This window comes from Nitratidesulfovibrio vulgaris str. Hildenborough (assembly GCF_000195755.1).
In the GTDB taxonomy this organism is placed as follows: Bacteria; Desulfobacterota; Desulfovibrionia; order Desulfovibrionales; family Desulfovibrionaceae; genus Nitratidesulfovibrio; species Nitratidesulfovibrio vulgaris.
On the sequence record NC_002937.3, the window covers coordinates 1,343,224 to 1,369,627 of the forward strand.

Sequence of the window (26,404 nt, forward strand, 5' to 3'; positions counted from 1 at the left end):
GTTCATTGACGAGCAGAATCGGACTGTGTATTAAAGCGCTTCACACAGCACGGCTAGTCTTTTTTTTCTGTCGAACTTCGCATGGGCAAAGCTCCTGATAGATGAAAGCCAGGCCAAACCAAGGAGTTTTACTCATGTCGAAGACCCTCTATGTAGGCAATCTGCCTTTTACCGCTGAACAGGAAGACGTTCGTGACCTTTTCGCCGCCCACGGTGAAGTTGTTTCCGTGAAGCTGATGTTCGATCGTGAAACCGGTCGTCCCCGTGGCTTCGGCTTCGTTGAAATGGCTGACGCTGACATGCGTACCGCCATGGAAGCCCTCGACGGCTACGATTTCATGGGCCGCAACCTGCGCGTCAACGAAGCGCAGGAGCGTGCTCCCCGCGCCCCTCGTCGCGCGTGGTAGTCGCCACGACCTAGCAAGCAAGGCCCCCGGTCAGATATGACCGGGGGCTTTTTTTGTGTGTAGCCTCCCGCTAGGCGCGGGGGCTACACACAAAAAAGCGGGCTGCCTTTCGGCAGCCCGTTCTGTATCTGTCGATTCTATCCGCGTTACTTGATGAAGAGCATTTCCTGGTAGCTGGGCAGCGACCAGAGGTCGTCGGCGACGATGGTCTCAAGCGAGTCGGCCCACTTGCGGACATCGTTCATGGCGGGGAGGATGGCGTCGCACATGTGGCGCGCCTCTTCCAGAACACTTGCCGCCTCGTGGTCGAGCAGCTTCTCCAGTTCGTTGGCAGCCTTCTGCATGGAACGCAGCTTCGCGGTGACATCTTCAAGCGTCACCATCTGGTAGTCGTGTCCGGCTGCCTTCAGGTTGGCGCAGGTGGTAGCCAGTTCACCCTGATAGCGCATGGCTGCGGGGAAGATGATCGTGCGTGCCATGCGGATGACCAGATTGGCTTCGGTCTTGACGGTCTTGCAGTACTGTTCGAGGTAGATTTCTTCGCGCGAGCGGAGTTCCGCTTCGGAGAATACGCCGTACTTGGTGAACAGTTCGATGACCTCGGGCTTGGTCAGCATAGGCAGGGCGTCGGGGGTGGTGCGCAGGTTGGGCAGGCCACGACGTTCGGCCTCCTTGTGCCAGGCTTCGGAGTAGCCGTCACCGTTGAAGATGATGGCTTCGTGCTCGACCATGATCTTCTGAAGAAGGCTCTGCACGGCTTCGTTGAGCTTGCTGGCATCGCCGCCGATGGCCTTCTCGAGCTCGGAGGCGATGTAGTCGAGCGAGTCGGCCATCATGGTGTTGAGGGCCACCTGCGAACCGGCGATGGACATGCTGGAGCCTACCGCGCGGAATTCGAATCTGTTGCCGGTGAAGGCGAAGGGGCTGGTGCGGTTGCGGTCGCCGGGGTCGCGCGGGAGCGGGGGCAGCGTGTCGACGCCCACGTTCATGACGCACTTCTGCTTGCAGCCGTTGACCTTGCCCTGCTTGAACTGTTCGAAGACGTCGGTCAGCTGTTCACCGAGATACATCGACATGATGGCGGGCGGAGCCTCGTTGGCTCCCAGACGATGGTCGTTGGATGCGGAGGCCACGGTGGCTCGCAGCATCGGGCCGAACTTGTGCAGGGCGCGGATGGCGGCGGCGCAGAATACGAGGAACTTGGCGTTCTCGTGCGGGGTGTCGCCGGGATCGAACAGGCTGCCCAATTCGGCGTTGCCGATGGAGTAGTTGAGGTGCTTGCCCGAACCGTTGATGCCCGCGAAAGGCTTTTCGTGCAGCAGGCAGAGCATGCCGTAGCGCTTTGCCACGCTGCGTAGCGTGGTCATGATGATCTGGTTGTGGTCGGTCGCGAGGTTGCCCGTTTCATAGATGGGGGCGATTTCGTACTGGCTGGGGGCCACTTCGTTGTGGCGGGTCTTCACGGGCACGCCCAACTTGTACAGCTCGCGTTCGACTTCCATCATGAAGGCGAGCACGCGGCGGGGGATGACGCCGAAGTACTGGTCTTCGAACTCCTGTCCCTTGGGGGGGCGGGCACCGAAAAGGCTGCGCCCGGCGATGAGCAGGTCGGGGCGGGAGAAGGCGAAGTTGCGGTCGATGAGGAAGTATTCCTGCTCGGGGCCTGCGAAGGCGATCACGGGCAGCTTGGTCTCGATGCCGAAGAGCTTGAGGACTCGCTTGGCCTGCGTATTGAGGGCCTGCATGGACCGCAGGAGGGGGGTCTTCTTGTCCAGTGCTTCGCCCGTCCATGACAGGAACGCCGTGGGGATGCACAGGAACGTGCCGTTGGGATTCTCAAGGATGTAGGCGGGGCTGGTCACGTCCCATGCGGTGTAGCCGCGGGCTTCGAACGTGCTGCGCAAGCCGCCGGAAGGGAAGCTCGATGCGTCGGGCTCACCCTGAATGAGCATCTTGCCGCTGAATTCGGCGAGGGCGCCGCCTTTCCCGTCAGGCGTGAGGAAGCTGTCGTGCTTTTCCGCAGTCAGGCCCGTCAGGGGGTAGAAAACGTGCGTGAAGTGCGTCGCACCCTTCTCGATGGCCCAGTCCTTCATGGTGTTGGCCACGATGTCGGCTATGGAGGGGTCGAGCTTCTCGCCGAGTTCGATGGTCTTCTGCAGCGACTTGAAGACGTCCTTGGGCAGGCGTTCCCGCATGACCTTTTCATTGAAGACGTTGCAACCGAAGAATTCGGTGAGCTTCGTCTCGCTGAAGTTCATGGGGGCGGTGCTCGGCTTGTAGTTGGTGACAGCCGAGATGGCGTTGAGGCGTGCCTGGATTCCACTCATGACGGCGTTCTCCTCGAGGTTGCGTTGCTACTGAAAGTCAATCCGCCCGCGGGTTGCAGGTGGGTACGTTTGTCTTGAGCAGAGCAAAGAGCGGGCCAATAGTGTAACCTAGCGAAATGTCGATATGATATTCCGGTTCGCCCTGCTTGCGGCGTCTTTGTTCTTTCAAAATAGTAAAAAAATGGCAACCCCTCTTTTGGAGTTTGGTGTTATATTGACACTATTGTAATGAAGGATTGGCCGTTGCGTGGCAATATCGTTTCCAAAAATGTATAATGGTGTTTCGCCGGGGTGCAGGCGCACCATAAAATCAATGGGTTGTGGTAGTGCCGCTCAATGTCGCGGATTCGACCGGTAGTCAACCCGTGGGCGCGCTCACTCCTGCGGCCTGTGCTGTATCAAATATGTAAAAACAGGATCGGGGTGCGGGAGGTGGCTGCCGCTTCGCGATACATACCATTATAACAGCTTTGCTCTCGTAGGGTGTGCTGTTGCCTTCATGTGCGGTTTCATATATCCGAACCCATCAGGCACTGGAACGGCTTTTGTCGTTACGCTGGCTTAGGCCACGAGGGGCGTACCGATGCAGGCCGCTGGAGCGTACCCGGCTATCGCCAGGGAATAAGGTTCTTGATCGAGGGAACAAGAGCCTCTCTTGGCGTGTGTCCGGTGCGTACTACAACCTAGGGGAAACGGAACATGAAGCGACTTTGTACACTTCTTCTTGCCGCTGGCCTTCTGCTTGCGGCCTTTACGGGTTCGGCGTCCGCCGAGGGCTTTGCACTCTATGAGTGGGGGGCGCGTGGCAACGCGCTGGGTGGTTCCATGGTCGGTCGTGCTGACGACCCTTCGGCCGTGGCGTTCAACCCGGCGGGCATCACACAGCTTGAGGGTACCCATGTGATGGGCGGTTTCAGCGCCATCATCCCCAGCAGCACAGTCGAAATCAATCATGGCGCTAGAAGCTACGAAGGCGAGGGCGCCTTCAACATATGGGTTCCTCCGCACGGTTACATGACCACGCAACTCAGCGACAACATGTGGCTGGGTATGGGCATATACACCCGTTTCGGCCTTGGTTCGGAGTATGACGACTCAAGCTGGGGCGGGCGCTACAATATCTATAATGTCGGCATCCAGACCGTGTCGTTCAACCCCAACCTCGCCTTCAAGCTCACCGACGACCTGTCGGCAGCCATCGGTGTCGAGGTGATGGGGCTGAAGCTGGACATGAAGAAGAAGATCAATCCTACCGGCAAGGCCAACAACGCTCCCGGGAACAATCCTGCCGGAGACATCGATTCAGACCTTGAGGCCGACAGCTACGGGGTTGGCCTTACGGCGGGCCTGCATTATCGCCTCAACGACCAGTGGGCCGCGGGCGTGAGCTACAAGAGTCAGGTGAAGCACAAGGCGCGCGGCACCAATGACTTCAGCAATGTCCCTGCTGGACCGTTGCAGGGTGTCTATGCCGATTGCGATGTGAATGGTGTGGTCATCCTTCCTGACATGATTTCCTTCGGCGTCGTCTACTATCCCACTCCGGAGTGGAGCATCGAAGCCGGTGCCACACTCACGCGCTGGAGTCTCTATGACAACCTGCCCATCTACCATTCCGCGCCGTTCTATAACGGAGCTGGAGCGATGGTGAACAGCGAGAAGGAGTGGAACGACGCTTGGCGCTACAACGTGGGCGTGGAATACAAGGCCACCGACTGGATGGACCTGCGTGTTGGCTACGTCTATGACGTGTCGCCCGTCGATGACGACCATGTGGACTACCTCATCCCCACGCAGGACAGGCAACTGTACAGCACCGGTGTGGGCTTCCACTGGGATAGCTACACCGTCGACCTCTCGTACACCTACATCGTCGCCAGCGAAGTCGAGTACTCGCAACGCACATCGGAGGGCATCTTCGAGGGCAATTCCAAGGGTGGCCGGACGCATGTACTCGGCCTCTCGGTGGGATACACCTTCTAGCCTTTCGTAGGTCCATCAACCGGCCGGGCACAATCTGCCGAAAGCCGGTTGGCGGAATTCCTCCACCAAGTGAGGGTCGGGGCTGCGTGCTCCGGCCCTTTTTCACTGGATTCTCTGGCAGGGCGTGCTGCTCTCCGACAGGGGCCCGTCCCCGCAGGGGGCGCCAAGCCGGAGTGCGGGACTGTGTCGGCGTTCTGCACCGGTGTTTGATATGGGGCAACCTGCCGTAGCGGGGATGCAATGATCGCGTGGGTTCGGTCGTTACGCCTGTGATGGTGACCTCTGTCCCGTGGTCTCTCCCGGGACTGTCGCGTCAGGGAATGCGTCGATAGATGATCGTCTCTGGGGGGAGATTGCGCAGGAGGAACGGGGCGGCATCTCGTTTCCCGCTACGGGTCATGGTCCGGACATCCTTTTCTGTGGCGTCGCGTTTTTCGAGCGCGACCATGAATGTGAGGCCGTTCCGGGGCATCCAGACCGGAACGACCATCAAGTCCTGTCTGTTCGCAGTGCTTCTGTAGGTGGCATACGCAGTTTCAAGGGAATCGTGTCTGGAGAGCACGGCAAGACTCAGTCCGTTCACGGCCTCTCCACGTGTGAGCGGCAAGGCGGGCAGGGTGAGGATGGTTCCTGTGGGCAGCATGTTCGGGTTGGTGATGCCGGGGTTGGCTTCGAGAACCTTGTCGAGTACGCCGCCAGCCCGGCCATAGACAGTCTCCAGCAGACGCAACATGGTCTCGCCCCGTGGCAGGACGAGCGCCCCCAACCTTTCGGGGGGCGTTACCGACGATGCCGACGTGGCTGTCTCAAGTCCGTCGATACCATTCGTCCCTGACTCGATCGATGCCACAGGCTGGTCGGAGGCCATGCCCCGTGCCTCCTGTGGCGTGTTCCGTCCATTCTGTTCGCTCTTCGGGACAAAGGGGGCTGCATCGTTCGGAAGGGCTTGGTGCTGTCCCTCAGTGAGGCCTGTCGTGCCTGACAGCGCCGGATGGGGGGCCAACGTCGCCCGTATGTTCGAGAACACCGGTCCTGTCATCGTCGTGAGCGTCTGTTCGACCTGCGCGGGGCGCATCACGAAGAGTGCGACGAGGGCCGCCGCGACGCCTGTCGCACCAATCAAGCGAAGATACGGCGTACGTTTTGGTCCAAGGGCCTTGTCGCGTTGCAGGAAGTCGCGCACGCTACGGGCGGTGATGCGCGGCTTGTTGGTGATGAGCAACGTCATCACCAGCTGGTGACAAAGGCGCATGATGCGTCGCGGATAACCGCGTGTGGCCCTGTGCACCGCCAGCAGCGCACCAAGGGTGAACAGCCGTTCTCCGGCGGGGCCGCCTGCCAGTCGCAGACGGTGCCGCACAAGTCGGATGGTCTCCCGTCTGTCGAGAGGGCGCAGCACGAGGTACTCGTTGATGCGGTCCTTGAAGTTGGGCAGCCCGTCGATGACCTCTTCAAGTTCGCGTTGCCCGAAGATGACGATCTGCAACAGCTTCTCGGTGTTGGTCTCGTAGTTGAGCAACTCGCGCAGCACTTCGAGGCAGTCGGGTGCCAGCTTCTGCCCTTCATCGATGCAGAGCAGCACGATACGCCCGCGTTCCACGGCAAGGCTGAACAGCGCGTTCTGGATGGCTTCGATGCAGTCGCGTCTGGGGAGGGTGTCGGGCACGGGGCCATCCGCCAGCAACCTGCATATGTACCGTGCGAACTCATCCGCCGATTCGAATCCGGGGTCGAGGATGAGATGGGGAATGATGTCTTCCTGCCCGTCCAGTGCCCGCAACAGGCATCGTGAAAGTGTGCTCTTGCCTGTCCCCACATCGCCGATGACCACATTGAGCCCGCGCTTCAGGCGTATGGAGACCTCGAGCCTGTGCAGGCAGTGTTCATGTTCCGGCGCGCGGTAGTAAGCCAGCGGGTCGGGCGAAGTCGAGAAGGGTTCCTGCGCGAGGCCGAGCATTTCAAGGTACTGCATGGACGTCTCTCGTGGCGTATTCCGGTTCGTGGCGTGAACGGGGCGGGTCCAGGCGCAAGGCGGGGAGAGCCCGCATCGCAGCTGATATCGATCTTCATCCATCCGGAGGATCAGTAGTCGTCGTCATCCTGTAGGCTCAATGGACGTTGCTGGGTTGCCGTCTCACGCTGAGCAAAAGCGGCGAACCGCTGCTTGTCCATGGCATGGGTCGCGGCATCGCGCGCGCTGATGACCCCCTGTGACAGAAGGCGCATGATGTCGTCGTCGAGGGTCTGCATCCCTTGTGCCTTGCTCGTCTGGAGGAAACTCGGAATCTGGAAGGTCTTGCTCTCGCGGATAAGGTTGCGCACGGCGGGAACACCCAGCATGATTTCCAGTGCCGCCACACGTCCCGGTTTGTCGGTGCGTCGCAAGAGCACCTGTGAGATGACCGCCTGAAGCGTCTCGGAGAGGCTTGTCCGTATCTGCGCCTGCGTGTCGGAGGGAAAGACCTCCACGATGCGGTCGATGGTCTTCGCGGCCGAGATGGTGTGCACGGTCGAGAGCACGAGATGCCCGGTCTCTGCGGCTTCAAGCGCGAGCGTGATGGTTTCGAGGTCGCGCATTTCGCCAACGAGGATGATGTCGGGGTCTTCGCGTAACGCACCGCGGAGGGCGGCAGCGAAGCTGCGCGTGTCGCGCCCCACTTCTCGCTGGTTGATGAGGCAGCCGCGTGGCGTGTGCACGAATTCGATAGGGTCTTCGATAGTGATGATATGGTCGCGGCGGTGGCTGTTGGCGTAGTCGATCATCGCCGCAAGCGTCGTCGACTTGCCGCTGCCGGTCGGCCCCGTGAGCAGGACAAGCCCCTTGGGGAGCATGGCGAGTTCCTGAAGCAGCGGTGGCAGCCCAAGTTCATCGACTGAGAGGATGTGCTGCGGAATTTCGCGAAAGGCCGCGCCAACGCCGCGTTCCTGCCGGAAGAGGTTGGCGCGGTAGCGGGCGATGCCGGGGACGGCATGGCTGAAGTCCACATCGCCGCATTCTTCGAAGAGTGCCAGTTTCGCGGGCGGTGTGATTTCGTGCAGCAGGGCGCGCATCATGTCGTCTGTGAGGGGCGGGTGGTCGAGCCTTTCAAGCCTGCCATGTACCCGCAACATGGGAACGCACCCCACCGAGAGGTGCAGGTCGGACCCGTGACGCTGATGCAGTATTTCGAAGAACCTGTCGATGGCGGGCATAGGATGTCCTTGTGGTTGTCGAAGCTGGCCATGCGCCGTATGGTTCGGGGCCGACGCACGAGAGCCTTCCGCGGCTGATGGTATGCGAGCGGCAGAAATTAGCAACCCCCATATAATAATAGTCAAAGGTGTCGTGCCACGTTACAGGCGACGCATCCGCGAACGAGGTTCCCCCATGCACCAGCTACCCCCTGAACTATTGCCGTGGTTCGCTCTTGTGTTCGGTCTCGTGTTCGGCAGCTTCTATAATGTCTGCATCCATCGGTATATCGCGGGCGAATCCATAGTATGGCCTCCTTCACGGTGTCCCAAGTGCGAGACGCGTCTTGGCATACCAGACCTCGTGCCTGTATTCAGTTATCTTTTCCTGCGCGGAAAGTGCCGTCATTGCGGCAGTCACATCAGTGTGCGCTACCCCGTTGTCGAACTTGCATCGGGTCTGCTGGCCTTTCTTCTGATGCACCGCTACGGTCTCACATGGCCTTTTGCCGTGTACTATGTCTTTGGCAGTGCACTGCTGGTGGCTTCGTTCATCGACTTCGAACTCTTCATCCTGCCCGACCCCATCACGCTGGGCGGTGCCGTTCTCGCCCCGCCCGCCGCCATCCTGCTACTCGACCTGCCGTGGCAGGCGAGCCTTGCCGGGGCTGTCGTAGGCGGCGGCGGCTTCTGGCTGGTGGCTTGGCTGTTCCGCAAACTGCGCGGTGTCGAAGGCATGGGCCTCGGGGACGTGAAGCTCATGCTGCTCATCGGCGGGCTGTGCGGCGCGTCGGCGTTACCTCTCGTTACCATCATCGCGGGCTGTGCCGCGCTGGGGGCGAGTCTGTGGTTTCTCGCCCGACGCGAGAAGGGAACGGACGCGCGAGAGGTGCAGATTCCGTTCGGGCCCTTCCTCAGTCTTGGTGCGGTGATGCACATGCTCTATGGCCCGGACATCATCCACTGGTGGATAGCCCTTGTCACCGGACGGCCCTTCTAGCGCCTTCTGATGGGTGGATGGATTTCCCCTTGTGCAGGGCACACTGGCGTGTCGTCGCAACCGTCCGTCAGGTGACCGGGGATGTCGGGTGCCGCGAACATACCCTGCGACCACGCCCGGTGGCTTTCCGATGCCCTTCCCCTGCGGTAGCCTGCCGGATGGGGGCTGCACTACGGCGGTCTGGCTGCGTGGCGTGGGGAGCTTGCTGTGACGAGGGTGATGACACTGGTGTGTGTCCACTGATGCGGCTCACCTGCCAGCGCCAGCCTGTGCATTCTCTCACGCTATTGTCGATGCCGCGTGGCCTTCAGCGGCGACTCAGGCGTTCGTAGGTCGCCATGACCTTGGTGACATAGTTCTGTGTCTCCGGAATGGCGGGAATGCCTCCGCAACGTGCCACTCTTTCGGGTCCGGCGTTATAGGCGGCGAGAGCGAGGCGCGTATCGCCAAAGCGCTGCATGAGCGACTTCAGATAGCGCACGCCACCCTCGACGTTGGCGTCGGGGTCGAAGGGTGCCTCCACCCCAAGGTCCTTCTGCGTACCGGGCATGATTTGCATGAGTCCCTGCGCCCCGGCGGATGACACGGCGGTGGGGTCGTAGTTCGATTCCACGGCGATGACCGCCTCGACGAGGTTGGGGTCGAGTCCATGGCGTTTGCCGTACTTGTCGGCAAGGCTGTGAATGCCCCGGGTGCCCACGGTGCGCACGAGGTCGTGGACGCGAAAACGCCCGAACACGCGATACCGTCCGTCGCCGCATGGCCTGTTGGTGAGGTGGACGACACCATGTTCGTCGACGTATTTATAGATGGTGACGCGCTCTTCACCCGCGAAGGCGATGCCCGCCCGTCCGGAGTCTCCCCTCCGTCCTGTCTCTTCCGGTAGGATGGGCAGTGTGCTTGCAAGCAGGATGAAAGCGGCAGTCAGCGCGGGCAGGGGCTGCCGGCCGGTAGCGCTGCGCTGCCTGAAGCGGCGTAAAAGGCTTCGCAGCCGGAGGGTTACGGCGTAGTATAAGACGGTGCAGCAACGTGGCACGTGGAGATGTTCGTTGGTCGTGAAAGGCAGCATGGAGGTTCCCGTGAGTCGTCGCAATTATGTTTCCCTGACCGGAGTGGCGGTCCTTGCCCTCGCGGGGCTGGTCATCTTCGCGCGTCCGGCCGTTTCGGGCAAGGTCTACATGTGGACGGACGAGGCGGGAGTGCGTCACATCACCGACACGCCTCCGCCTGAACAGAAGAGTGGCGTGAAGGAACTCACCGCCAATCCTGCGCCTGCCCGCGAGGCTGCCCCGGCACCTGCTGCGTCAGCCGCCCCGGGAGGGGCATCGGGAAGCGTCTGGGGCGGTGGTCCGGGGGCCGCTGGCATTCTGCCCGGTCTGCTTTCGGGCCAGAATCCGGGCGGGGGGGCTGGCAATGCCCCTTCAGGCAGTGCCGGTGGGGCAGGCGATGCCGCCAAGGGGCTTGTGCCTGCCTCGGTTGCCGACGACCTTGTGCGGAGTGCCTTGCAATCGGCACAGGAGCAAGCCAGAGATGGCAATCTGCCCGGCATGGCTGCGCCGGGTGACGTCATGCCCGGTAGTCCGGTTGCGGGCACCGAAGCCCCCGCGCGTGCCCCTTCCGCAGCCGACGAAGCGCGTCTCAATGAACTGCGTACCCGCCTCGATGCGCTTGAGAAGGAAAAGGCCGCCTACGACCTGCAAGAACGCCGGGCGCGCAGCAAAGGCGACGGCTACGCCAAACAGCGGGCACGCTACCGCCAAAGCGACGTGGAAAAGCGCATCGATGAAGTGCAGGAGCAGATGCGGTCGCTCACCCCTGCCAGCGAGTGACGGATGCCAGTTGTGCGTCTTACGTTCGTCTGACGTCTGACGACGGCTGCATGACGTATTTCGACTGTCTGCCTGTCACCTGCCGGGCTACGTCTGGTCATGCCCGACCACGCCAGCCCAAGGCTGAACAGGGCAGGGGGGCAGGGCAACGTCCGCTGGGAATCGTACCCCCCAATAAAAAACGGTAGTTCAGACGAACGACCGGCAACAGCCTCCCGACGTGTTGAGCGATGCCTCATGCGTTGGCAGGGGTTTCCGAGTGTTCTTCTGCTGGCGGACTCGACGGCAGGGTTGTAGCCGTCGGCATGTGTTGCTCTCACATCCGCAAGCTCTTGCGCCCCGTGCGCCTACCGTCGTTATCTCCCTGCCGCAAAGCATGAAAACTGCGACACCCGGCCATTCCCGCCATTGAACCCCACCGCTATTGCACAAAACCACCTGCCGTAACCATCACTGCTGTATGGGGGGCAGAAATCCCTTGCCGCCACGCAGGTCGAGTTGCAGCCCGAAGTCGTCGAAATAGAAGTTGGTTCCCGTCGGTCCGCTGGTGACGATGGAGATACCTTCTGACGGGCTGTAGACTGGGTTGTCAGGGTCATAGGTCGGTGAAAGCAGGTTGGTACTCCGGACAATCGTTCGTGTGCGTTGCGAACCGTTGATGTACTCGTTAAGGGCTGAAACGCCCGCCACCCCGGAACCCACCAGCGTCGCGTTCCCGGAGTTCGTCCCACCTGACGTGTTCACGACATCCCATTCTACCAGAGAGAAATAGTCGGTGGCAGCTTTCCACTGCTCGTAGTCGTCGGGTATCCAGCGCAGTTTGTCATTGTCGCCAAGGCGCGGGTTAGAGCGCCTGTCGGCGGACGAGAAGCCTCCGTTGCCGCCGGGGGCTTCTGGAGTGCAGGGGTTCGCGTCTCCCGTGCCGTTGCGTTCGGCGTCTGAGTAGTAGACGCGAATGAAGTTGGTCTTCGCCCCCAGTCCGCCGGTGCCTATGGTCGCGTGACTCACGTTGTTGACTTTCAGGGTCTGGCCGTTGCTGAAGTTCCCCGTCGCCCCTGTATCCACGTTGGTCAGCACTAGCCGCCCTGAAGCCGTGCCGGATGTCCAGTCGCCGCTTTCGACGATGGGCTGACCGATGACCCGTGCCTTGGCGCCTGTCTGGGTGATGATTTCGTCGCCGTAGTTGATACGCAGTATACCGCCTGCCCCGTCAGACCCGCCGCCGTTGGTGAACTGCAATTCCTGTCCTTCGACAAGGCGCACCAGCAGGGTCGGCCACGCGTCGAGTCTGTATGTGGGGCCATTCTTACTGTAGGTGACAATACCCGATGAACTTCCAAGCTTCTTGTAGGCAAGCCAGCGAAATTGGCCATTCCTGCGTTCCCAGAGCATGATGGCAGGCCACGAATAGCGGCTCTCTTCATAGAAAATCCACCATCCCTCATCGACAATCTGGTTCAGGTCTTCATTATCGCCGAAAAGGGGGCCGCCCACATCGGGGTTGGGCGTGGCGTTGTAGCCCGGTACGAGTGAACTGGGAACGTCGTTGGGCCAGTACCATCTGTCATTGAGCCATGTACGCCTCTGTCGAAAACGGACGAACGATATCCCGTAGCCGTCAAGGTCGTCTGAACCGCTGTTACGTCCTCTGAAGAGGAGGCCACCGAAGAAAGCCTTGCCCGAATCCTGATTGACATTGACCTTGAACTGGAGGTCGTAACTTGAGTTGCCGTAAGTGTCGGCCCATCCCCGTGCGAGGTTGACGTTCGTCCTGCCCCAGTTGAAGAACAGCGAACTCCATTGGTTATCACCCGAAAGCCATGACAGAAAACCGCCAAAGCCGGAGGTGGCAGCCGTCTGCATCCCGGTAACGCGTAGCGCCCCCCCGGACAGGGCGTGCGTCCCCAGATGGCCTTGACTGGAATCGCCCGTGAACCAGTTGGCGAGGCTTGCGAAATTGTCCTGATACTGTTCCTTACTGAAACTGCCCCCCCCAAGAATCCAGCCGATGGGCACGTTGTAGATGACCTCGCGCGCCATGCCCCCTGCGGGGATGCCCGTGGAGTGCAACCGCAGGTACGATTCAAGGGTCACGTCAGAGGCGGAAGACAGCGAGATGTCGGACCACGTCACGCCCTGACCTTCGACGAGGCGCACGTCTTCAAGGGTGTTTCCGTTCTTGCGCCGGTAGACGTAGGCGATGCGTCCATTGTTGGCGACGGGCCCGCCGCGGACGGTGAACATGCCGTTCACGTTGGGAAAGGCTGCGGCATGTGCCGAGTTGAGCGTCAGGTCTCCGTTATTGCCCACGGATGTGCTTGTGGGCGTGGCACTCAGGAAGATGTCCGCACCCGTATCGATAGGGGGGGAAGGCGTCTGCGTCAGGGTGAAGGTGACCGTGTTGCCCGATGCCTGAATGTTGCTGTAGGTGTAGAAGACTGCGGCGTTGCCGATGCGTAGCCGCCCCGTGGTGTTGGTGGGCAGTGTGGGGGCGGTGCCGTAGACGCGCGTGACCAGCCGCGTTCCGGTGTTGCTGGTCGCCTCGAACCAGTAGGGCTCTATCCCAAGCCGGAATGCCCCTGCATTGTTGGCGAAGGTATAGGTCGAACCGTCCATGGTCTGGAGAAGGTTCTTGCGGGCCTGTTCGTCTCCGGCGGCAAGGAACATGCTGCCCGCCGCCCCGAAGCCCGACTCCGCGAGATAATAGGCCTGGTCGCCCTGCACGGCGAAATAGCTGTTCTGCGTCGAAGCCGTCATCATGGGCACCATGGCTGCGCCGATGACCGAAAAGGCCACGATGGTGACGATGACGCTGATGAGCACAGCACCGCGCGTACGCCCGCCGTTGCGACCATGGTCAGCGGCGGGCGGGTCGTGGCGCGCAATACAGGTGCCGTCAGACTTGCCGGTGTCGTTGCCGGAGAGATGCCTTGCGGTGGTGGGGCTGTTGTTGTCGGCGGCAGCCGTCTGTAACGGCGTGGTCTCTCTGTGCAGGGTGCCGCCGTGCAGTGCCGCCCCCAGCATGTGCCCAAGCACGAGAGACAGCATGAACAGGGTACCAAGGGCTATCGGGGCGTGCACGGCCATGCCGCACAGCGCGGCAAGGGGCGTCAGTATGCCCATGACGGCGGCCCGTACCGTATCATGCCCTTGCAGCATGTCGGCGAGTCGCGGCCCCACGGTGTAATAGGCGCGTACCAGCATGCGCCCCCCGCCCCATGTGAGCAGAAGCCTGTCACGGAATTCTCGTAGCTGCACCACCACCGGGTGGCTTGTGTCACCGCTGGCAGCGGTAGCCACGAAGCAGATGTCGAAGCGTTCCAGAGAAGGCGGCACGGCTTCTGGCAGTGCGCCGCCGCGATTCTCGTTGTTGCGCGGTACGATGCGGTTGCTGAAGGTGCGTGTGGTGCCGCCGGGCGCGGTGAGGGTGAAGGTCACGTCCACGCCGGAGAGGAGTCGCGGGTCTGTACCAGCCGACCATGTGGCCGTGGAGACATCTTCCTGCCAATAGTTGAGGCTGAAGGCCGTGACGTTGTCGATGAGCGTGTCACCATTCTGTGCGCCCTGTGCGCCGTTGGCGATGCGAATCTCGCGGGCGTTGGCAACATATTCTATCGACCTGTCGAATTGCCCCGCGCCGCCCGCCCCCACGTTACGCACCACAAGACGGGTGGCGCTGCTGTCTGCGGGGACGGCGACCAATTCAATCACTTCGCGGGTGATGCGGTCGAGCGCAAGTTGTGCCTCCATGGCCATCGCACCGGCTTCGCGTGCCTGCACGAAGCCGCGCACGCCGCTGACGATGCCCACACCTGCCACGGCAGCGATGACTCCGACGATGAGCAGTACCGCCACGGTCTCTATGAGTGTGAAGCCCTTGGCCTTCATGGTTCGTCTCCTAGCGCGAGAACAATGTGGTGGCCTGCTGGCCGTTCACTTCGATGGTCACGCGCAGCATGTCGCCGTTGGCGTCGGCTTGTTCGGCAAAGGCGTTGGTGCCTGTGTTCACGAAACGGATGCGCCGATTCACCACCACGGTATAGGTTCCATAGGTGGTACTCACCGTGCTGCCCGCAGCACCGATACGCCCGCTGATGATGCCGATGGGGTTCTCTTCGGTGGCCCACAGGTTGCGGTAGTCCGCGGTCATGGACTCGATGGCATCGGTGAGGCGCGACTGTGCGTCAGAACGCACAAGGCTTTCGGCGCTGCCGCGCAGTGCGGTACCTGTCATGGTGAGCAGCATGGTGGACATGATGGCGGCAAGGATGATGGTGACGATGATTTCAATGAGTGTGAAGCCGCCCTGGGCATGACGGGAAGACGCGGACGTGAAGGCGGCAGGGCGAGTGGATTGGGCGATGCTGTCTGCAGGCGGTGGTGCCGGTGCTGCATGGTTGAAGGCAGAACATACGGCAGAGGTTGCGGAATGGGCGGTAGGGGCAGCAGGCTGGCACAACGTCTGGCACTCCGCGTGGCCTGCCATATGGCGTGTCGCGCAATGCGAAGAATACCCCGGAGTATGGCGTGCCCCATGGCGCGAGACTGGGTATGGTAAATGGCGGCAGGGCTGACGTTTCATCGCATGAACCCCGTATTGCGGACGATGACGATGTTCTCCGTGGCACCCTGAAAACCCACCGTCACGGTGACATTGGCTGTACGCAGGGTGGTTCCTGACGCATCGGAACACGGACGTCCCCATTCGTCAAAGGAGATGGTGGTGGCGGCGGTGGTGAAGGTGGCACCCTGTGGCAGTGTGATGGTGCCGCCCGCTTCACCGGGCATGGTCACGCGGGTGTTGACGTTGCCACCGCGAAAGACCGCATAGGTCGTGCCGGAGATGATGCGTACCCCGAACACTTCGTCACTGTTCATGGAACGGGTGCGCGCATAGCGGATGTTGTTGCGAACACTGGCGGCGATGGCACCCACCTCGCCCGCGCGCTGGTCGAACATGCGTTCGGCGGCGACAGCCGTTATCACAGCCATGATGACAAGTACGGCGATGATCTCGACGAGCGTAAAGCCTCGCTGACGCGAGGCATGATCGGCCCTCGAGGGGCGGCGTGTGCTGCTGGCGATGGCGGAAGGGGGCGAAGCCCTTCCGGGAGCGCACGGCGTGTTTTCGGGGCGTATGCTGTTCATGCTGCGACCTGTATGGGGCGGTGCCCATCTGCGAGGCGTGCGCACGGGGCTTGTGTGATGCCGGGACGTATGACGCCTTCGTGGTGCGGGACGTACTGACGTGCCATGTTCAAGCCTGCGCCGCCGTGGGCGTGGGGGCGCCTCTTATTTCTGGTTGAATTGCCGCACGACATCCTCAAGCGGCATGTCGTCGGTGACGGTGACGTACCCGTCGTACTCGTCAGAGGCAAGGGGCGGCAGGGCATGGGCAGGCATGACGTCGTCCATGCCGTTCATGCCGCTGTCATTCATGAACCGCACAGGGCGGGCGTGGCGTGCCTGTTCAGCCGCATAGTGGGTCAGACCCAGACCGTGGTCGACGAGGGGGCTCTCATAGTCTTCGCCGCCCGCCTCTTCAGGCGCGGGGCGAAACACGTTGGAAGGTGCCGAAAGCCGTTGCTGCCGCTCGAGGAATTCTGTTCGGTAGGCGTCGGCGGTGAACATGCCGTCACCCCTGCCCATCTCCATGAGGCTGGTGAGTTGGGCGAACTTGCCTTCGCGCACGAGCATCCGCACCGGGTTGTTACCCACAAGGATGGAAAGCACGGGCACACGGAAGCGCGCCGTGGGGTGCATCTGCAACTGCTGTACGACGATGGCGTTGAGCGAAGACGAAAGCTGATGCCGCACAAGGTCTTGTGCCTCGAGGGGGAAGGCGTTGCACAGCCGGTAGAGGGCTTCTTCGGGCGATGACGAGTGCAGCGAGGCGATGATGAGGTGTCCCGATTCGGCGGCACTGAGGGCAAGGCGGATGGTCTCTGCCTCGCGCAACTCGCCCACCAGCACCACGTCGGGGTCTTCGCGCAGCACGTCAAGCAGCCCGCGTTCGAACGAGGGAAAATGTCTGCCCAATTCACGCTGTTCGACGAACGACTTCTTGGAGGCGAAGCGGTATTCGATGGGGTCTTCCAGCGTGATGATGTGGGCGGGGCGGGTACGGTTTATCTCGTCCAGCATGGCAGCCATGGTGGTTGTCTTGCCGCTGCCGGTGGCACCGCAGACCAGAATAAGCCCCGACCGCAACCGGGTGAATTCTTCGAGAGAGGGGTGCAGGTTGAGGTGGGCAAGGCTGGGGATGTGCCCCGCCAGAAGGCGCACCGCAAGGCTGAGACCCCGCGTGGTGTTGAAGATGTTCAGGCGCACCCGTATGCCCGCCACCGAGTGGGCGAAGTCGACCGACCAGCGGCGGCGCAGGATGTCGCGGCGGTAGGGTGTGAGCAGAAGCCGGGCGAGGTCGTCAAGTTGCGCGGTTGTGAAGGTGACATCGGGCAACATGCCGATGTCGCCGTCTTTGCGGTACACCACCGGGTGGTTGCCTGTCATGTGCAGGTCGGACCAGCCATAGGCGACAGCCTGCTGGATGATGGTGGAGAATCGCTGAAGCATGGCGCACCTCGCTTCGGGTGGGGAGGGGGAGGCGGCGGCACCGGGGTGCCGCCGCCGGGGCTTTATACTACGGGCAAGACGGAAGGGTTACTTGTGCTGTCAGAGGGGTTGCACTGACATCAGCGTTCGTAAAGGCCACGTCGATTGTGTCACCCGCGTCCGTCGCAAAGTTGAAGGCTGTTGGGTTGGTCGTCCAGCCACTGAGGGTGCCTGCAGCTCCTTCCCAGAGTGCGGCTTCACGAGTGTCCATGCCTGCAAGAGCGGTAGCGCAGACACCGTTTGCAGTAATAAGTTCACGAGCAAAAAGCTGGTTGATTCGGGCTTGGAGTTCCGCTGCTGTCGCATCAGCTGCACGCTGCGCAGCGTTAGTTTGAAGCTGGAAATACCTAGGTACTGCCACTGCAGCCAGAATGCCAAGAATAACGAGCACGGCGATGATTTCGATGAGGGTGAAACCCTTCTGCCCCTTCCGCTGTTCATGCAATCTCTTCATGGTCTTCTCCTGAATCGGTTGTTGTGTCGTTTGTTCGGTTACGGCAGTGCCGCACCCCCCTCCACTGACACCGGGTGCGCGGGCACACCGGCGATACTCCCATTCGTTCATCCTAGCGCTTGCCAGCCATCTGCGTGAGGTCCCACATGGGCATGAAGATGGCGAGGGCGAAGAAGCCCACCACCGCCGCGAGGGCGACGATGAGCACAGGACCGATGGCTTCCGCCATGCCCGCCACGGCGTATTCCACTTCTTCGTCGTAGTGTCGTGCCACGTCATTGAGCATGGCGTCGAGACTGCCCGATTCCTCCCCGATGGCGACCATGTTCACCACCAGAGGGGTGAAGAAGCGGGCGGTGCGCAAAGGTTCGGCAATGCCCCTGCCTTCACGCAACTGGTCTTGAATGCGGGTGAATTCGCGGGCGATGGCTGCGTTGCCGATGGTGTTGTTCAGTACGTCCAGCGCATCCAGCACTGAAACGCCGCTGGATTGCAAGATGGCGAAGATGGAGGCGAAACGCGCCATGACCGACTTCTGGATGACGGGACCCACCCCCGGCAGTCGCAGCACGAGTCTGTCGCGCCAGTACCTGCCGTCTTCGGTGCGTACCCAGTACTTGTAGGCGACGGTGCCCGCCACCACCACCGCCAGCACCACATACCAGTAGGTAGAAAAAACATAATGCATACCGATGGCTATCTTGGTGGGCCACGGAAGGGTGATTCTGGCTTGCGAGAAGATGAGCACGAATTTGGGAATGACGAGGTTGAGCAATACGAAGAATGCCACTGCCAGCGCACCCATGACCATCTTGGGGTAACGCAGGGCGGACTTGATGTCTGAACGTATCTTGTGCTCATGTTCCAGCAGGTAGACGAGGCGGTCCATCACCTCGCCCAGTGCGCCAGAGGCTTCGCCCGCCCGCATCATGGAACAATAGAGTTCACTGAACACCTTGGGGTGGGCGCGGAATGCGTCGTACAGTGTGGCGCCACCCATGATGGCTTGCGACATCTCGGCGGCGATGGCTTTCAACCGCTTGTGTTCGGTCTGATTCTGCAACACCTGCAACAACTGGGTGATGGGAATGCCCGCCTGAAAGAGCGTGCGAAACTGCTTGGTGAAGAGAATGAGTTCCTTGGGGGGAATGGGTGAAAGCGCATCCGCCAGTGCACCCAGCCCCAGCGAAAAGCCGCCGCCCGCGCCCGCCTTCACCTCCAGCGGTACATAGCCCCGGCTGAACAGGATGGCACGCGCCGCTTCGGTGCTTTCGGCGTCGATGACGCCTTCCATCTTCACCCCGTTCTCGTTGCGGGCGGTATAGCTGAAGCTTGCCATGGGCTACCCCTGCAACATGACGGCGGTCGCCGCCTCTTCGACGGTGGTGATGCCAGCCCGTACCTTGAGGGCGGCGTCCTGCACGAGGGTACGCATCAGCCCCGCTTCGATGGCGGTGTTGGCGATGACCTGCGTGGACGAACGGCGTACCACAAGTTCCTGTATCTCTGGCACCATGGGCAGAATCTCGAACAGCCCCGTACGCCCGCGGTAGCCCGTGTGGGCGCAATGGAAGCAGCCGCGCCCCTTGAGGAAGCGCGACCTGCCGTCGTGCCCCTCTGCGGGGTCGATGCCGAAGGCAGCCAGCGCGGCATGGGGCGGGTCATAGGGTTCGGCGCAGTTGGGGCACACGCGGCGCACCAGACGTTGCGCGAACGAGGCGAGCATGACCGATGAGACGAGAAACGGTTCGATACCCATGTCGATGAGGCGTGTGACCGCACCCGCCGCGTCGTTGGTGTGCAGGGTGGAGAGCACAAGGTGACCGGTGAGGGCCGCCTGTACCGCGATAGAGGCGGTTTCGGCGTCACGTATCTCACCCACCATCACCACGTCGGGGTCCTGACGCAGGATGGAACGCAGACCGCTGGCGAAGGTCATGCCCGCCTTGCGGTTGAGTTGCACCTGACGGATGCCGCCGATGCGGTATTCCACCGGGTCTTCAAGGGTGATGATGTTGATTTCCGGCGTGTTGATGCTCTTGAGGATGGCGTACAGGCTGGTGGATTTGCCGCTGCCCGTGGGGCCGGTGGAGAGTATCATGCCGTAGGGCTTGTGGATGACCCGCTTGATGACGGTGTGGTCGGTCTGTTCCATGCCCAGCTGGTCGAGGGTGTAGTCGCGTCCGCTCATGTCGAGAAGACGCAAGACCATGTTCTCACCGTAGATGGTGGGAATGCTGGACACGCGCACGTTGATTTCGCGGTTGTCGAGATTCATGGTGAAGCGACCGTCTTGCGGCACGCGGGTGACGGCGATGTCCATGTTGCCCAGAATCTTCAGGCGCGAGACCATGGCGGGGGCCACGTTCTTGGGCGGGGCGGGGGCTTCGCGCAGCTTGCCGTCGATGCGGAAGCGCACCTGTCTGGAGTCTTTCTCGGGGCTGATGTGCACGTCGCTGGCGCCCTCGCGCACCGCCTGTGCCAGAATGGAGTTGACCAGCCGCACCACGGGGGCGAGGTCTGCCTGACTGGCGAGTTCTTCGAGGGCCACGTCGCGGTCTTCGGTCTCGGTCTTGGCTGCGGTGGCGGTGTGCAGGTCGCCGAGGCTCTCTATCACACCGTCGAGATTGGTGAACATGCCGTAGACGGCGCTGAACAGCTGGTTGAATTCCTGCTCTGTGCAGATGACAGGCTCGACTTCGCTGTTGGTGGCGAATTCGATGGTGTCGCAGGCGTCGATGTCCAGCGGGTCGGTCATCGCCACCACAAGCACATGCCCGTGCTGTTGCAGCGGTACGGCGTTGCACTTCTGCGCCGTCTCAAGCGGCAGGCGTTCCGCCATGTTGAGACTCAGCGGAAAGTCCTGCGGGGAGTAGCGGTCGATACGCAGCTGGCGACTCACGGTGGCGACGACGTCGCCCTCGCGGCACACGCCCGTCTTGATGAGGAACTGGCCAAGCCTGAGCCCGCTCTTCTTGTGGTCGCGCAGGGCCACCTTGAGCTGCTCGTCGCTTATGATGCCGGCTTCTACCAGCAGTTCTCCCAACCTCACTCGCTTACGCACTGCTTGCCTGCCTTGTCTTGTTGTGCCGTGGCACGCGCCCCTTGGGGCTTGTGACGGGGCGGTGTGGCGCCCCCGCCTTACGGTACCGTATCGTTGTTTTCTGTCGCCTAGCCCGATGCCTAGCCGGTGCGCCGTCCGGCCCGTCGCGTTGTCTCACCGCCCGGGCGCATCGCTGACGGGGTCGTCTGCCCCGTCGCCCGGTCGAGTGTCCCAAGCTTCTGCATCAGCCTGGGCACCGGGGTTGTTTCCCGCGTCGTGCCCGGTCGCGTGCCTGAGTCCGGCCCCGTGCTAGTTGACGCTGGTTTCCTCGCGGTAGGGCAGGATGGCGGGCGTGATGAATATCAGCACGTCCTCAAGCTTGTTCGCCTTCGAGTCGTTGCCGAACAGCGCGCCGATGCCCTCTACATCCTGCAGGTAGGGCAGGCCCTGTCTGCGGGTGCTGCTGCGTTCCTTGGTGAGGCCGGAGATGACCACCGTCTCGCCGTCCTGCACGATGAGCGTCGTCTCGGTCTGCTTCTTGATGATGAAGGGGTTGCCCTCAACCGTGCGGGTAAGGTCGACCTCGTCCTTCTTGACCTGCACCTTGAGCTTGAGGTTGGACTCGTCGATGACGTGCGGGGTGATTTCAAGGCGCAGCACCGCGTCTTCGAACTTCACTTCGCGGTCGCCCTGTGCGTTGGTGGATACGTAAGGTACCTTCTCGCCGTTCTCGGTGAACGCCATCTGGTTGTCCAGCGTGGAGATGGAGGGCGACGAGAGGATGTTGAGCTTGCCATTGTCCTGCAGGGCCGAAAGCTGCACTTCGAGCATGTTGCCGCCGATGGTGCCGAACATGAGGCCCAGCGAACCCATGGCCGTCTTGCCCGCCTTGTTCACCGGGAAGTTCATGCCGAAGCCCTGCCCGCTGAGGCCGCCCGGCGGGATGACAGGTACGCCGCCTCCTGCCTGCGGGTCTGTGGGCTTGGTGGGCCCCGAACCGCCGGGGGTTACCCACATGCGGTTGCCGTCGCCCATGTTGCCGGAACGACCCACGCCACCCCACTGGATGCCAAGGTCGCGCGCGGTGTCGCGCGTGGCTTCGACGATGTGCGCCTTGAGCAGTATCTGTGCGCGGGGCTTGTCGAGGTTGTTGACGAGCGTGATGATCTTGGAAAGGTCGTCCTCAACGGCCTGTACGATGAGCGAGTTGGTATGCGTGTCCACGACCACGGCGCCCACGGGCTTGTTCTGTTCGTCCTTGCTGAGGAAGCCTTCAAGGTTCTTCTTGAGTTCAGCAGCTTCGGCGTAACGCACCTCGATGACCGAGGTCACCAGCGGCCCCACCTTGCGGCCCTTGAGTTGCTGCGCCATGCGTTGCGTCTCGAGCAGTTCGCGTTCGACCTCTGCCTTCTTGTCGGCGAGGGTCATCACCTGAATGAGCTCGCCACGCCATGCGAAATCGAGCGCGTTGCTGGCGAGAATGCCCTTGAACACGTCTTCCCACGGCACCCTGTTCACGTTGATGCTGGCCGTGCCCTTGACGCCGGGGCTGACGATGATGCTGGTGTTGGCGGCGGCGGCAAGACTGCGAAGGGCCACGCCCACGTCGACATTGTGCAGTTTGAGGGTGACGGGCATCTGCGGCAGCGGGCGCTTCTGCTCTTCTTGCTTGGCGGTGACCTCTTCCTGACGCAGCAGCGTCTTGGGCTTGACGTCGCGCACCACCTTGGGCGGCGAGAAGCCCGTGGAATTGCTGGCGAGGCTCTGCCACTTGCTGAAGAATGGGTCGGTCTCGTCCTTCTTCTTGCTGGCGCAACCTGCGACGAGCGCGACGGCGAGTAGAGCCGTGAACGTGGTCATCAGTATCGTGTTCGTGAAGCGCATTGATATTTCCCCGCTGCTGCTACAGGTCGTCGCCGGTATACGGCAGTTCGCGTTCGGTTCCGTCTTCGGCGGCTGCCAGCACGACCTTGCCGGGCGTGATGGACTTGACCACATAGCCGCTGTCGGCCACGGCCTCTCCGGTGCGGTATTCAAGCCCGTCGACAATGGCGAAGACCATGTTCCCCACGGCAAGGTAGCCCGTGTAGGCCATGGTCTGCGCCGAGTCGGTTCCGCCCGGCCCCGCCATGCTTCCACTGCGTACGGTGGGTGCCGGCGGCAGCCTGAAGGGGTTGCCGCTGGCCTGGCGCACCGCTGCGTCGAGCACATACAGCTGGCTGGGCGAGACAGGCACTTCGGCAAGCGCCTTCTGGACGTTCTGAACCACGGTAGATGCCGGGGTGGTCTGCACCGCCTTGGGCGTGACACCTCCACCGCCGGGCATGGCGAACGAGAGCGCACCCACGACGGCGACCGCTCCCATCACGCCCAAAAGTATCTGTTCCCTGCGGGTCATGGCGCTACCCACCGTTGCCTTTGGTTGTGCCGCCGACCTGAATCCAGACCGACACCTTGTACATGGGCGACTGGGGCCCTGCCGTGACCTCCAGCTGTTCCACACGCGTCACCCACCGCTGCGAGGTGGCCTGAAGCATGAACAGCCTGAAGGCCTCAAGCGGGCCGTCCATGGTGCCGTCGAGCCTCACAAGCTCATTCGAACCCAGCACCGACTCGGCAAGGGGGACGAAGCGCACACCGCGCAAGGACGCGGCCGTGGCCATCTGTTGCAAGGCCGTGAGCCCTTCAGTGAGCGACGACGGCGGAGCGACCTCCGTCCCGGCTGGAAGGGTGGTGTGCTTGCCGAGTCTGCCCATGTCACCCTTCATCGTGGACACCAGCGGGCTGAACGCCTTCTGCATGTCGATGAGGGTCGCAAGCTGGGCGTTCTCGGCCTCGGTGCGAGATGTCTGGTTCATCAGCGGCATGATGACGAGAAGTGTCAGCGCTGCGATGGCGACCAGGGCCAGCACCGGGATGCGGTAGGGTGAAGAGCGGAACTGTTGCAGGGTCATGACGCTCACACCAGTTTGAGGGTGGCTACGAACTGGAGCGTTTCAGCCCCGAGGCCGCTTTCGGCCCCCTTCTTCTCGACGGTGACAGACAGGACGAGAGGCGAACGCTCAAGGCGGTAGAGAAAATCGGCAAGAGCCGCCTCTCGCTGTAGTATGTCGCCGCTTACGGTTCCGGTGACGATGGCCATGGCGGAACCCTGTACCTTCTCGTCCGCCTGCGCTGGCTTCTTGCCGCTGGTGGCGGGTTGTGGTTCGACCCGCGTAAGACGCACCCCCGAAAGGCGCACGGCCTCGGGGGTGACGCTGGAGAGTTCAGAGACGAAGGCGACGCCGACCTGATGCTCACTAAGGGCACGCACGGCCTTGCGTAACGACTGGACCTGCACGGAGGCGAGCATCATCTTCTGTTCGTCCATGGTCTCGCCGAACGCTGCCAGCTTCTGGCGCAGCTCTTGCTGTCTGTGCTTCGCCGCCGCAAGTTGTGTGCCCGTGTAGGAGGCGAACACCGCCGTCAGCGCAACGGCGACGGCACTGCCTATGGCGATGTGGCGGCACAGACGCAGGCGTTTGTCTTCCTGACGGCGTTCGCGGAAGGTGTGCACACAGTTCTGCGTGCGTCCTTCATGCGAGAGCGAGAGGCCTATCGCCCACACCGTCTCGCGATGTTCGGCGGGCAGCTTGGCGAGGTCGAGTTCCGCTCCCGGCGTCATGGCACCGCGCAACGAGTGCAGGCTTGCGCAGGGGAGTCCCAGATATTGCGAAAACTGCTCGAGAAGCGGGCGGAGGCAGCCACCGGGGGTGGCCACGAAGAGCTTCGAAATCTGAGGGTAGCCGAGAGTGTTGGTGAAATGCCCCATGGTGCGTTCAAGCTGACGCAGCAGACGGTCGATGGCAGGGGCGATGCGCTCGTGAAGCGCGTCGATACTGTGGGTGAGCGGGGTGGCGACGGCGCACTGCATGTCACCCATGGACTCTTCGAGCAGACGTTCGCGGACTTGCGCCTCGCCGGGGATGTTGGCGGGCACGTCCTGCCCTGCCGGGGGCATATCCGCGAAGACCGGGGTCGGCATGTACGATTCGACGACGGCGCGGATGATGCTCGCAAAGCCTGTCTTGACGACGCGGCTTACCATCACCGAAGTGCCGGAGTAGATGTCGATGCGCGTCCAGTCTTCATCCATATGCACAACGGCGTATTGCTCGCATCCGGCAGAGACCCAGCCTGAACTGAACAGGTTCTGCATGGCGGCTGCGCGCGTGGTGACGCCCTTGAGGGCGAAGCCCGTTCGCTGGATGATATTGCGCATGTCGTGCAGGGCGGCGCGTCCGGCGATGGTGGCAGACACTGGAAACTTGGGCACACCCTGTTCGATGAGTTCGTCTCCGATGACGCAATCGAACACCGACTGGCGTTCATCGAAGTCGTGTTCTTTCTTCGCTGTCCAGTAGGCGACTTCATCACGCTCTTTGGGGGGAACCTTGGCGATGCGAAAGTGCCACTGTTCTGCCTGTTCGTCAGGCAAGGCCGTCCAGATGTCTATGTCTGGCATGGTGCCGCAGAACTCTGAAATCTGCTTGCGGAGGAATACGGCGAAGGTATCGTCCCCGGGGCGCATCCCCGCCGGGATGGGGGTGACCTGTACCCCTTGCAGTACGGGAGGAGTGGCACTGCCAAGACGTGTCTCGGCAAGGAACAGGGTCTGGTTGCGCCATGCAACGCCAATCGTACGTCTGTCACGGCCGTTGGTGCCAAAGAGCGAAAACAGTCCGCCAGCGGGGCTGCTCTGCGGGCGTGCCGCAGCAGGACCGGCCCTGCCGTTGCGTATGATGTCGACAAGGCGCCCGGTCGCGGTTGCATCGGCTTTGAGACCCATCATCCACCATCCAGATAGTTCGTGTATCAGCGCGGGTGCGGGGGAGAGCACTTCTGCGGTTCAAGCAGACGGATTACGTCGCGTTGGCGGAACCTGATGCATGGGCAAGGTGGATGCCGCCGCCGTGCATGGCGTTGGCAAAGACACTCCACAGCACAAGAGGTCCGTAATCTGTAGCTTGGTTGCGTGTGAGGTCTTACATAAAACCCTTGCGCAAAGTCCCCCCCTGCGCTTTTGTCGGGCTTCTATGGCCTGCGGTTGAGCTATATGCCGTAGTTTTATGAGAATGCAAGAGTATTATAACTTTTTATGATGGCTGCTATTTCTGCAGGTTCATGCATGAAAATGAAGCGACACTTCATTTGTATACTGTGAAACTGTTGATTTGGCGAAGACGTGGCTGGGGCCATGTGACCACAACGACTCTGCCACGTCGCTGTGGGATTGCGGCTAGTGGTGGGGCTGCCGTTTGAACGAGTCAAGATGTGAAGAGATGTGAAAGTCGTTAAAAAACGTTGTGTTATTGCGGTGAAGGCCCTTTCGCCGGGGGCATTCACATCACACACCGTGACTGATGGCTGAATGCGGATATGAAAAAAGCCCGTTGCCGGGCTTGGTATGCTATTGGCGGAAGCGTATAGGAGTCGAACCTACCGTAGACCTCTCGACCTACCACCGGTTTTGAAGACCGGGCCTATCACCGGATAGAAAACGCTTCCAGAAAAAGGACATGTACCTCAAAGAGGGCAT

Annotated in this window: 19 protein-coding genes and 1 tRNA gene; 4 read left to right on the top strand and 16 right to left on the bottom strand. The window is 61.7% G+C overall.

From position 1 onward, the window contains the following. Positions 1 to 134: 134 nt before the first annotated feature. Positions 135 to 407 (top strand): RNA recognition motif domain-containing protein, encoded by a 273-nt coding sequence (locus DVU_RS05925; protein WP_010938553.1) that lies wholly within the window; start codon positions 135 to 137, stop codon positions 405 to 407. Positions 408 to 553: 146 nt separating this feature from the next. On the opposite strand, the gene DVU_RS05930 is transcribed toward DVU_RS05925, so the two are convergent. After that, the gene (locus DVU_RS05930) at positions 554 to 2,734 is read right to left on the bottom strand and encodes a glutamine synthetase III family protein (protein ID WP_010938554.1); all 2,181 of its coding nucleotides are present in this window, start codon (positions 2,732 to 2,734) and stop codon (positions 554 to 556) included. 699 nt (positions 2,735 to 3,433) lie between these two features. Between DVU_RS05930 and DVU_RS05935 the strand changes: the two genes are divergently transcribed. Beyond that, the gene (locus tag DVU_RS05935; protein ID WP_010938556.1) at positions 3,434 to 4,717 is read left to right on the top strand and encodes an OmpP1/FadL family transporter; all 1,284 of its coding nucleotides are present in this window, start codon (positions 3,434 to 3,436) and stop codon (positions 4,715 to 4,717) included. Between the two features lie 313 nt (positions 4,718 to 5,030). Here DVU_RS05935 and DVU_RS05940 read toward each other — a convergent pair whose 3' ends face one another. Continuing rightward, a complete protein-coding gene (locus DVU_RS05940; protein WP_014524335.1) occupies positions 5,031 to 6,689 on the bottom strand; it encodes an AAA family ATPase in 1,659 nt (552 codons plus the stop codon). A gap of 110 nt (positions 6,690 to 6,799) precedes the next feature. Beyond that, positions 6,800 to 7,909, bottom strand: a complete 1,110-nt coding sequence (locus tag DVU_RS05945) for a type IV pilus twitching motility protein PilT (RefSeq protein WP_010938558.1) — start codon at positions 7,907 to 7,909, stop codon at positions 6,800 to 6,802. Between the two features lie 175 nt (positions 7,910 to 8,084). Here DVU_RS05945 and DVU_RS05950 point away from each other — a divergent pair, with 175 nt between their 5' ends. After that, a complete protein-coding gene (locus DVU_RS05950; protein WP_010938559.1) occupies positions 8,085 to 8,888 on the top strand; it encodes a prepilin peptidase in 804 nt (267 codons plus the stop codon). Between the two features lie 307 nt (positions 8,889 to 9,195). Here the strand turns inward: DVU_RS05950 and DVU_RS05955 are convergent, their stop codons facing one another. After that, positions 9,196 to 9,957: a lytic transglycosylase domain-containing protein gene (locus DVU_RS05955; RefSeq protein WP_010938560.1), complete on the bottom strand. Its 762-nt coding sequence runs from the start codon at positions 9,955 to 9,957 to the stop codon at positions 9,196 to 9,198. A 10-nt stretch (positions 9,958 to 9,967) separates the two neighbouring features. On the opposite strand from DVU_RS05955, the gene DVU_RS05960 reads away from it, so the two are divergent. After that, positions 9,968 to 10,717: a DUF4124 domain-containing protein gene (locus DVU_RS05960; RefSeq protein ID WP_010938561.1), complete on the top strand. Its 750-nt coding sequence runs from the start codon at positions 9,968 to 9,970 to the stop codon at positions 10,715 to 10,717. A 450-nt stretch (positions 10,718 to 11,167) separates the two neighbouring features. Here the strand turns inward: DVU_RS05960 and DVU_RS05965 are convergent, their stop codons facing one another. The 12 genes from DVU_RS05965 to DVU_RS06020 form a co-directional block, all read right to left on the bottom strand. Then, on the bottom strand, positions 11,168 to 14,605 hold the full coding sequence (locus DVU_RS05965; RefSeq protein WP_010938562.1) for a type II secretion system protein: 3,438 nt from the start codon (positions 14,603 to 14,605) through the stop codon (positions 11,168 to 11,170). Positions 14,606 to 14,615: 10 nt separating this feature from the next. Then, positions 14,616 to 15,203, bottom strand: coding sequence for a type II secretion system protein (locus DVU_RS05970; RefSeq protein ID WP_223294579.1), 588 nt, complete (start codon positions 15,201 to 15,203; stop codon positions 14,616 to 14,618). A 92-nt stretch (positions 15,204 to 15,295) separates the two neighbouring features. Continuing rightward, positions 15,296 to 15,865: a pilus assembly FimT family protein gene (locus tag DVU_RS05975; protein ID WP_014524337.1), complete on the bottom strand. Its 570-nt coding sequence runs from the start codon at positions 15,863 to 15,865 to the stop codon at positions 15,296 to 15,298. A gap of 144 nt (positions 15,866 to 16,009) precedes the next feature. After that, positions 16,010 to 17,290 (bottom strand): type IV pilus twitching motility protein PilT, encoded by a 1,281-nt coding sequence (locus DVU_RS05980; RefSeq protein WP_010938566.1) that lies wholly within the window; start codon positions 17,288 to 17,290, stop codon positions 16,010 to 16,012. Positions 17,291 to 17,357: 67 nt separating this feature from the next. Beyond that, entirely contained in the window at positions 17,358 to 17,783 is a 426-nt protein-coding gene (locus tag DVU_RS16965; RefSeq protein ID WP_014524338.1) for a type II secretion system protein, read from the bottom strand. Positions 17,784 to 17,895: 112 nt separating this feature from the next. Continuing rightward, positions 17,896 to 19,122, bottom strand: coding sequence for a type II secretion system F family protein (locus DVU_RS05990; RefSeq protein WP_010938567.1), 1,227 nt, complete (start codon positions 19,120 to 19,122; stop codon positions 17,896 to 17,898). Between the two features lie 3 nt (positions 19,123 to 19,125). Beyond that, the gene (locus DVU_RS05995) at positions 19,126 to 20,847 is read right to left on the bottom strand and encodes a GspE/PulE family protein (protein ID WP_010938568.1); all 1,722 of its coding nucleotides are present in this window, start codon (positions 20,845 to 20,847) and stop codon (positions 19,126 to 19,128) included. 288 nt (positions 20,848 to 21,135) lie between these two features. After that, complete coding sequence (pilQ, locus tag DVU_RS06000) at positions 21,136 to 22,710, bottom strand: type IV pilus secretin PilQ (RefSeq protein ID WP_010938569.1); 1,575 nt, start codon at positions 22,708 to 22,710, stop codon at positions 21,136 to 21,138. 19 nt (positions 22,711 to 22,729) lie between these two features. Further along, on the bottom strand, positions 22,730 to 23,224 hold the full coding sequence (locus DVU_RS06005; protein WP_011792466.1) for a hypothetical protein: 495 nt from the start codon (positions 23,222 to 23,224) through the stop codon (positions 22,730 to 22,732). A 4-nt stretch (positions 23,225 to 23,228) separates the two neighbouring features. Next, on the bottom strand, positions 23,229 to 23,780 hold the full coding sequence (locus DVU_RS06010; RefSeq protein ID WP_011792465.1) for a hypothetical protein: 552 nt from the start codon (positions 23,778 to 23,780) through the stop codon (positions 23,229 to 23,231). Between the two features lie 5 nt (positions 23,781 to 23,785). Further along, positions 23,786 to 25,657, bottom strand: coding sequence for a type IV pilus biogenesis protein PilM (locus DVU_RS06015; RefSeq protein WP_223295148.1), 1,872 nt, complete (start codon positions 25,655 to 25,657; stop codon positions 23,786 to 23,788). 622 nt (positions 25,658 to 26,279) lie between these two features. Then, a tRNA-Sec gene (locus tag DVU_RS06020) sits at positions 26,280 to 26,373 on the bottom strand. Positions 26,374 to 26,404: the final 31 nt, after the last annotated feature.

What these genes read in the sequence shown, in the direction of transcription:
- DVU_RS06015 (WP_223295148.1), bottom strand. Translation starts at nt 25,657, where the DNA reads ATGATGGGTCTCAAAGCCGATGCAACCGCGACCGGGCGCCTTGTCGAC.
- DVU_RS05945 (WP_010938558.1), bottom strand. Translation starts at nt 7,909, where the DNA reads ATGCCCGCCATCGACAGGTTCTTCGAAATACTGCATCAGCGTCACGGG.
- DVU_RS05940 (WP_014524335.1), bottom strand. Translation starts at nt 6,689, where the DNA reads ATGCAGTACCTTGAAATGCTCGGCCTCGCGCAGGAACCCTTCTCGACT.
- DVU_RS05980 (WP_010938566.1), bottom strand. Translation starts at nt 17,290, where the DNA reads ATGCTTCAGCGATTCTCCACCATCATCCAGCAGGCTGTCGCCTATGGC.
- DVU_RS06005 (WP_011792466.1), bottom strand. Translation starts at nt 23,224, where the DNA reads ATGACCCGCAGGGAACAGATACTTTTGGGCGTGATGGGAGCGGTCGCC.
- DVU_RS05990 (WP_010938567.1), bottom strand. Translation starts at nt 19,122, where the DNA reads ATGGCAAGCTTCAGCTATACCGCCCGCAACGAGAACGGGGTGAAGATG.
- DVU_RS05935 (WP_010938556.1), top strand. Translation starts at nt 3,434, where the DNA reads ATGAAGCGACTTTGTACACTTCTTCTTGCCGCTGGCCTTCTGCTTGCG.
- DVU_RS05950 (WP_010938559.1), top strand. Translation starts at nt 8,085, where the DNA reads ATGCACCAGCTACCCCCTGAACTATTGCCGTGGTTCGCTCTTGTGTTC.
- DVU_RS05975 (WP_014524337.1), bottom strand. Translation starts at nt 15,865, where the DNA reads ATGAACAGCATACGCCCCGAAAACACGCCGTGCGCTCCCGGAAGGGCT.
- DVU_RS05955 (WP_010938560.1), bottom strand. Translation starts at nt 9,957, where the DNA reads ATGCTGCCTTTCACGACCAACGAACATCTCCACGTGCCACGTTGCTGC.
- DVU_RS05930 (WP_010938554.1), bottom strand. Translation starts at nt 2,734, where the DNA reads ATGAGTGGAATCCAGGCACGCCTCAACGCCATCTCGGCTGTCACCAAC.
- DVU_RS16965 (WP_014524338.1), bottom strand. Translation starts at nt 17,783, where the DNA reads ATGAAGAGATTGCATGAACAGCGGAAGGGGCAGAAGGGTTTCACCCTC.
- DVU_RS05965 (WP_010938562.1), bottom strand. Translation starts at nt 14,605, where the DNA reads ATGAAGGCCAAGGGCTTCACACTCATAGAGACCGTGGCGGTACTGCTC.
- pilQ (WP_010938569.1), bottom strand. Translation starts at nt 22,710, where the DNA reads ATGCGCTTCACGAACACGATACTGATGACCACGTTCACGGCTCTACTC.
- DVU_RS05970 (WP_223294579.1), bottom strand. Translation starts at nt 15,203, where the DNA reads ATGGCAGGCCACGCGGAGTGCCAGACGTTGTGCCAGCCTGCTGCCCCT.
- DVU_RS05925 (WP_010938553.1), top strand. Translation starts at nt 135, where the DNA reads ATGTCGAAGACCCTCTATGTAGGCAATCTGCCTTTTACCGCTGAACAG.
- DVU_RS06010 (WP_011792465.1), bottom strand. Translation starts at nt 23,780, where the DNA reads ATGACCCTGCAACAGTTCCGCTCTTCACCCTACCGCATCCCGGTGCTG.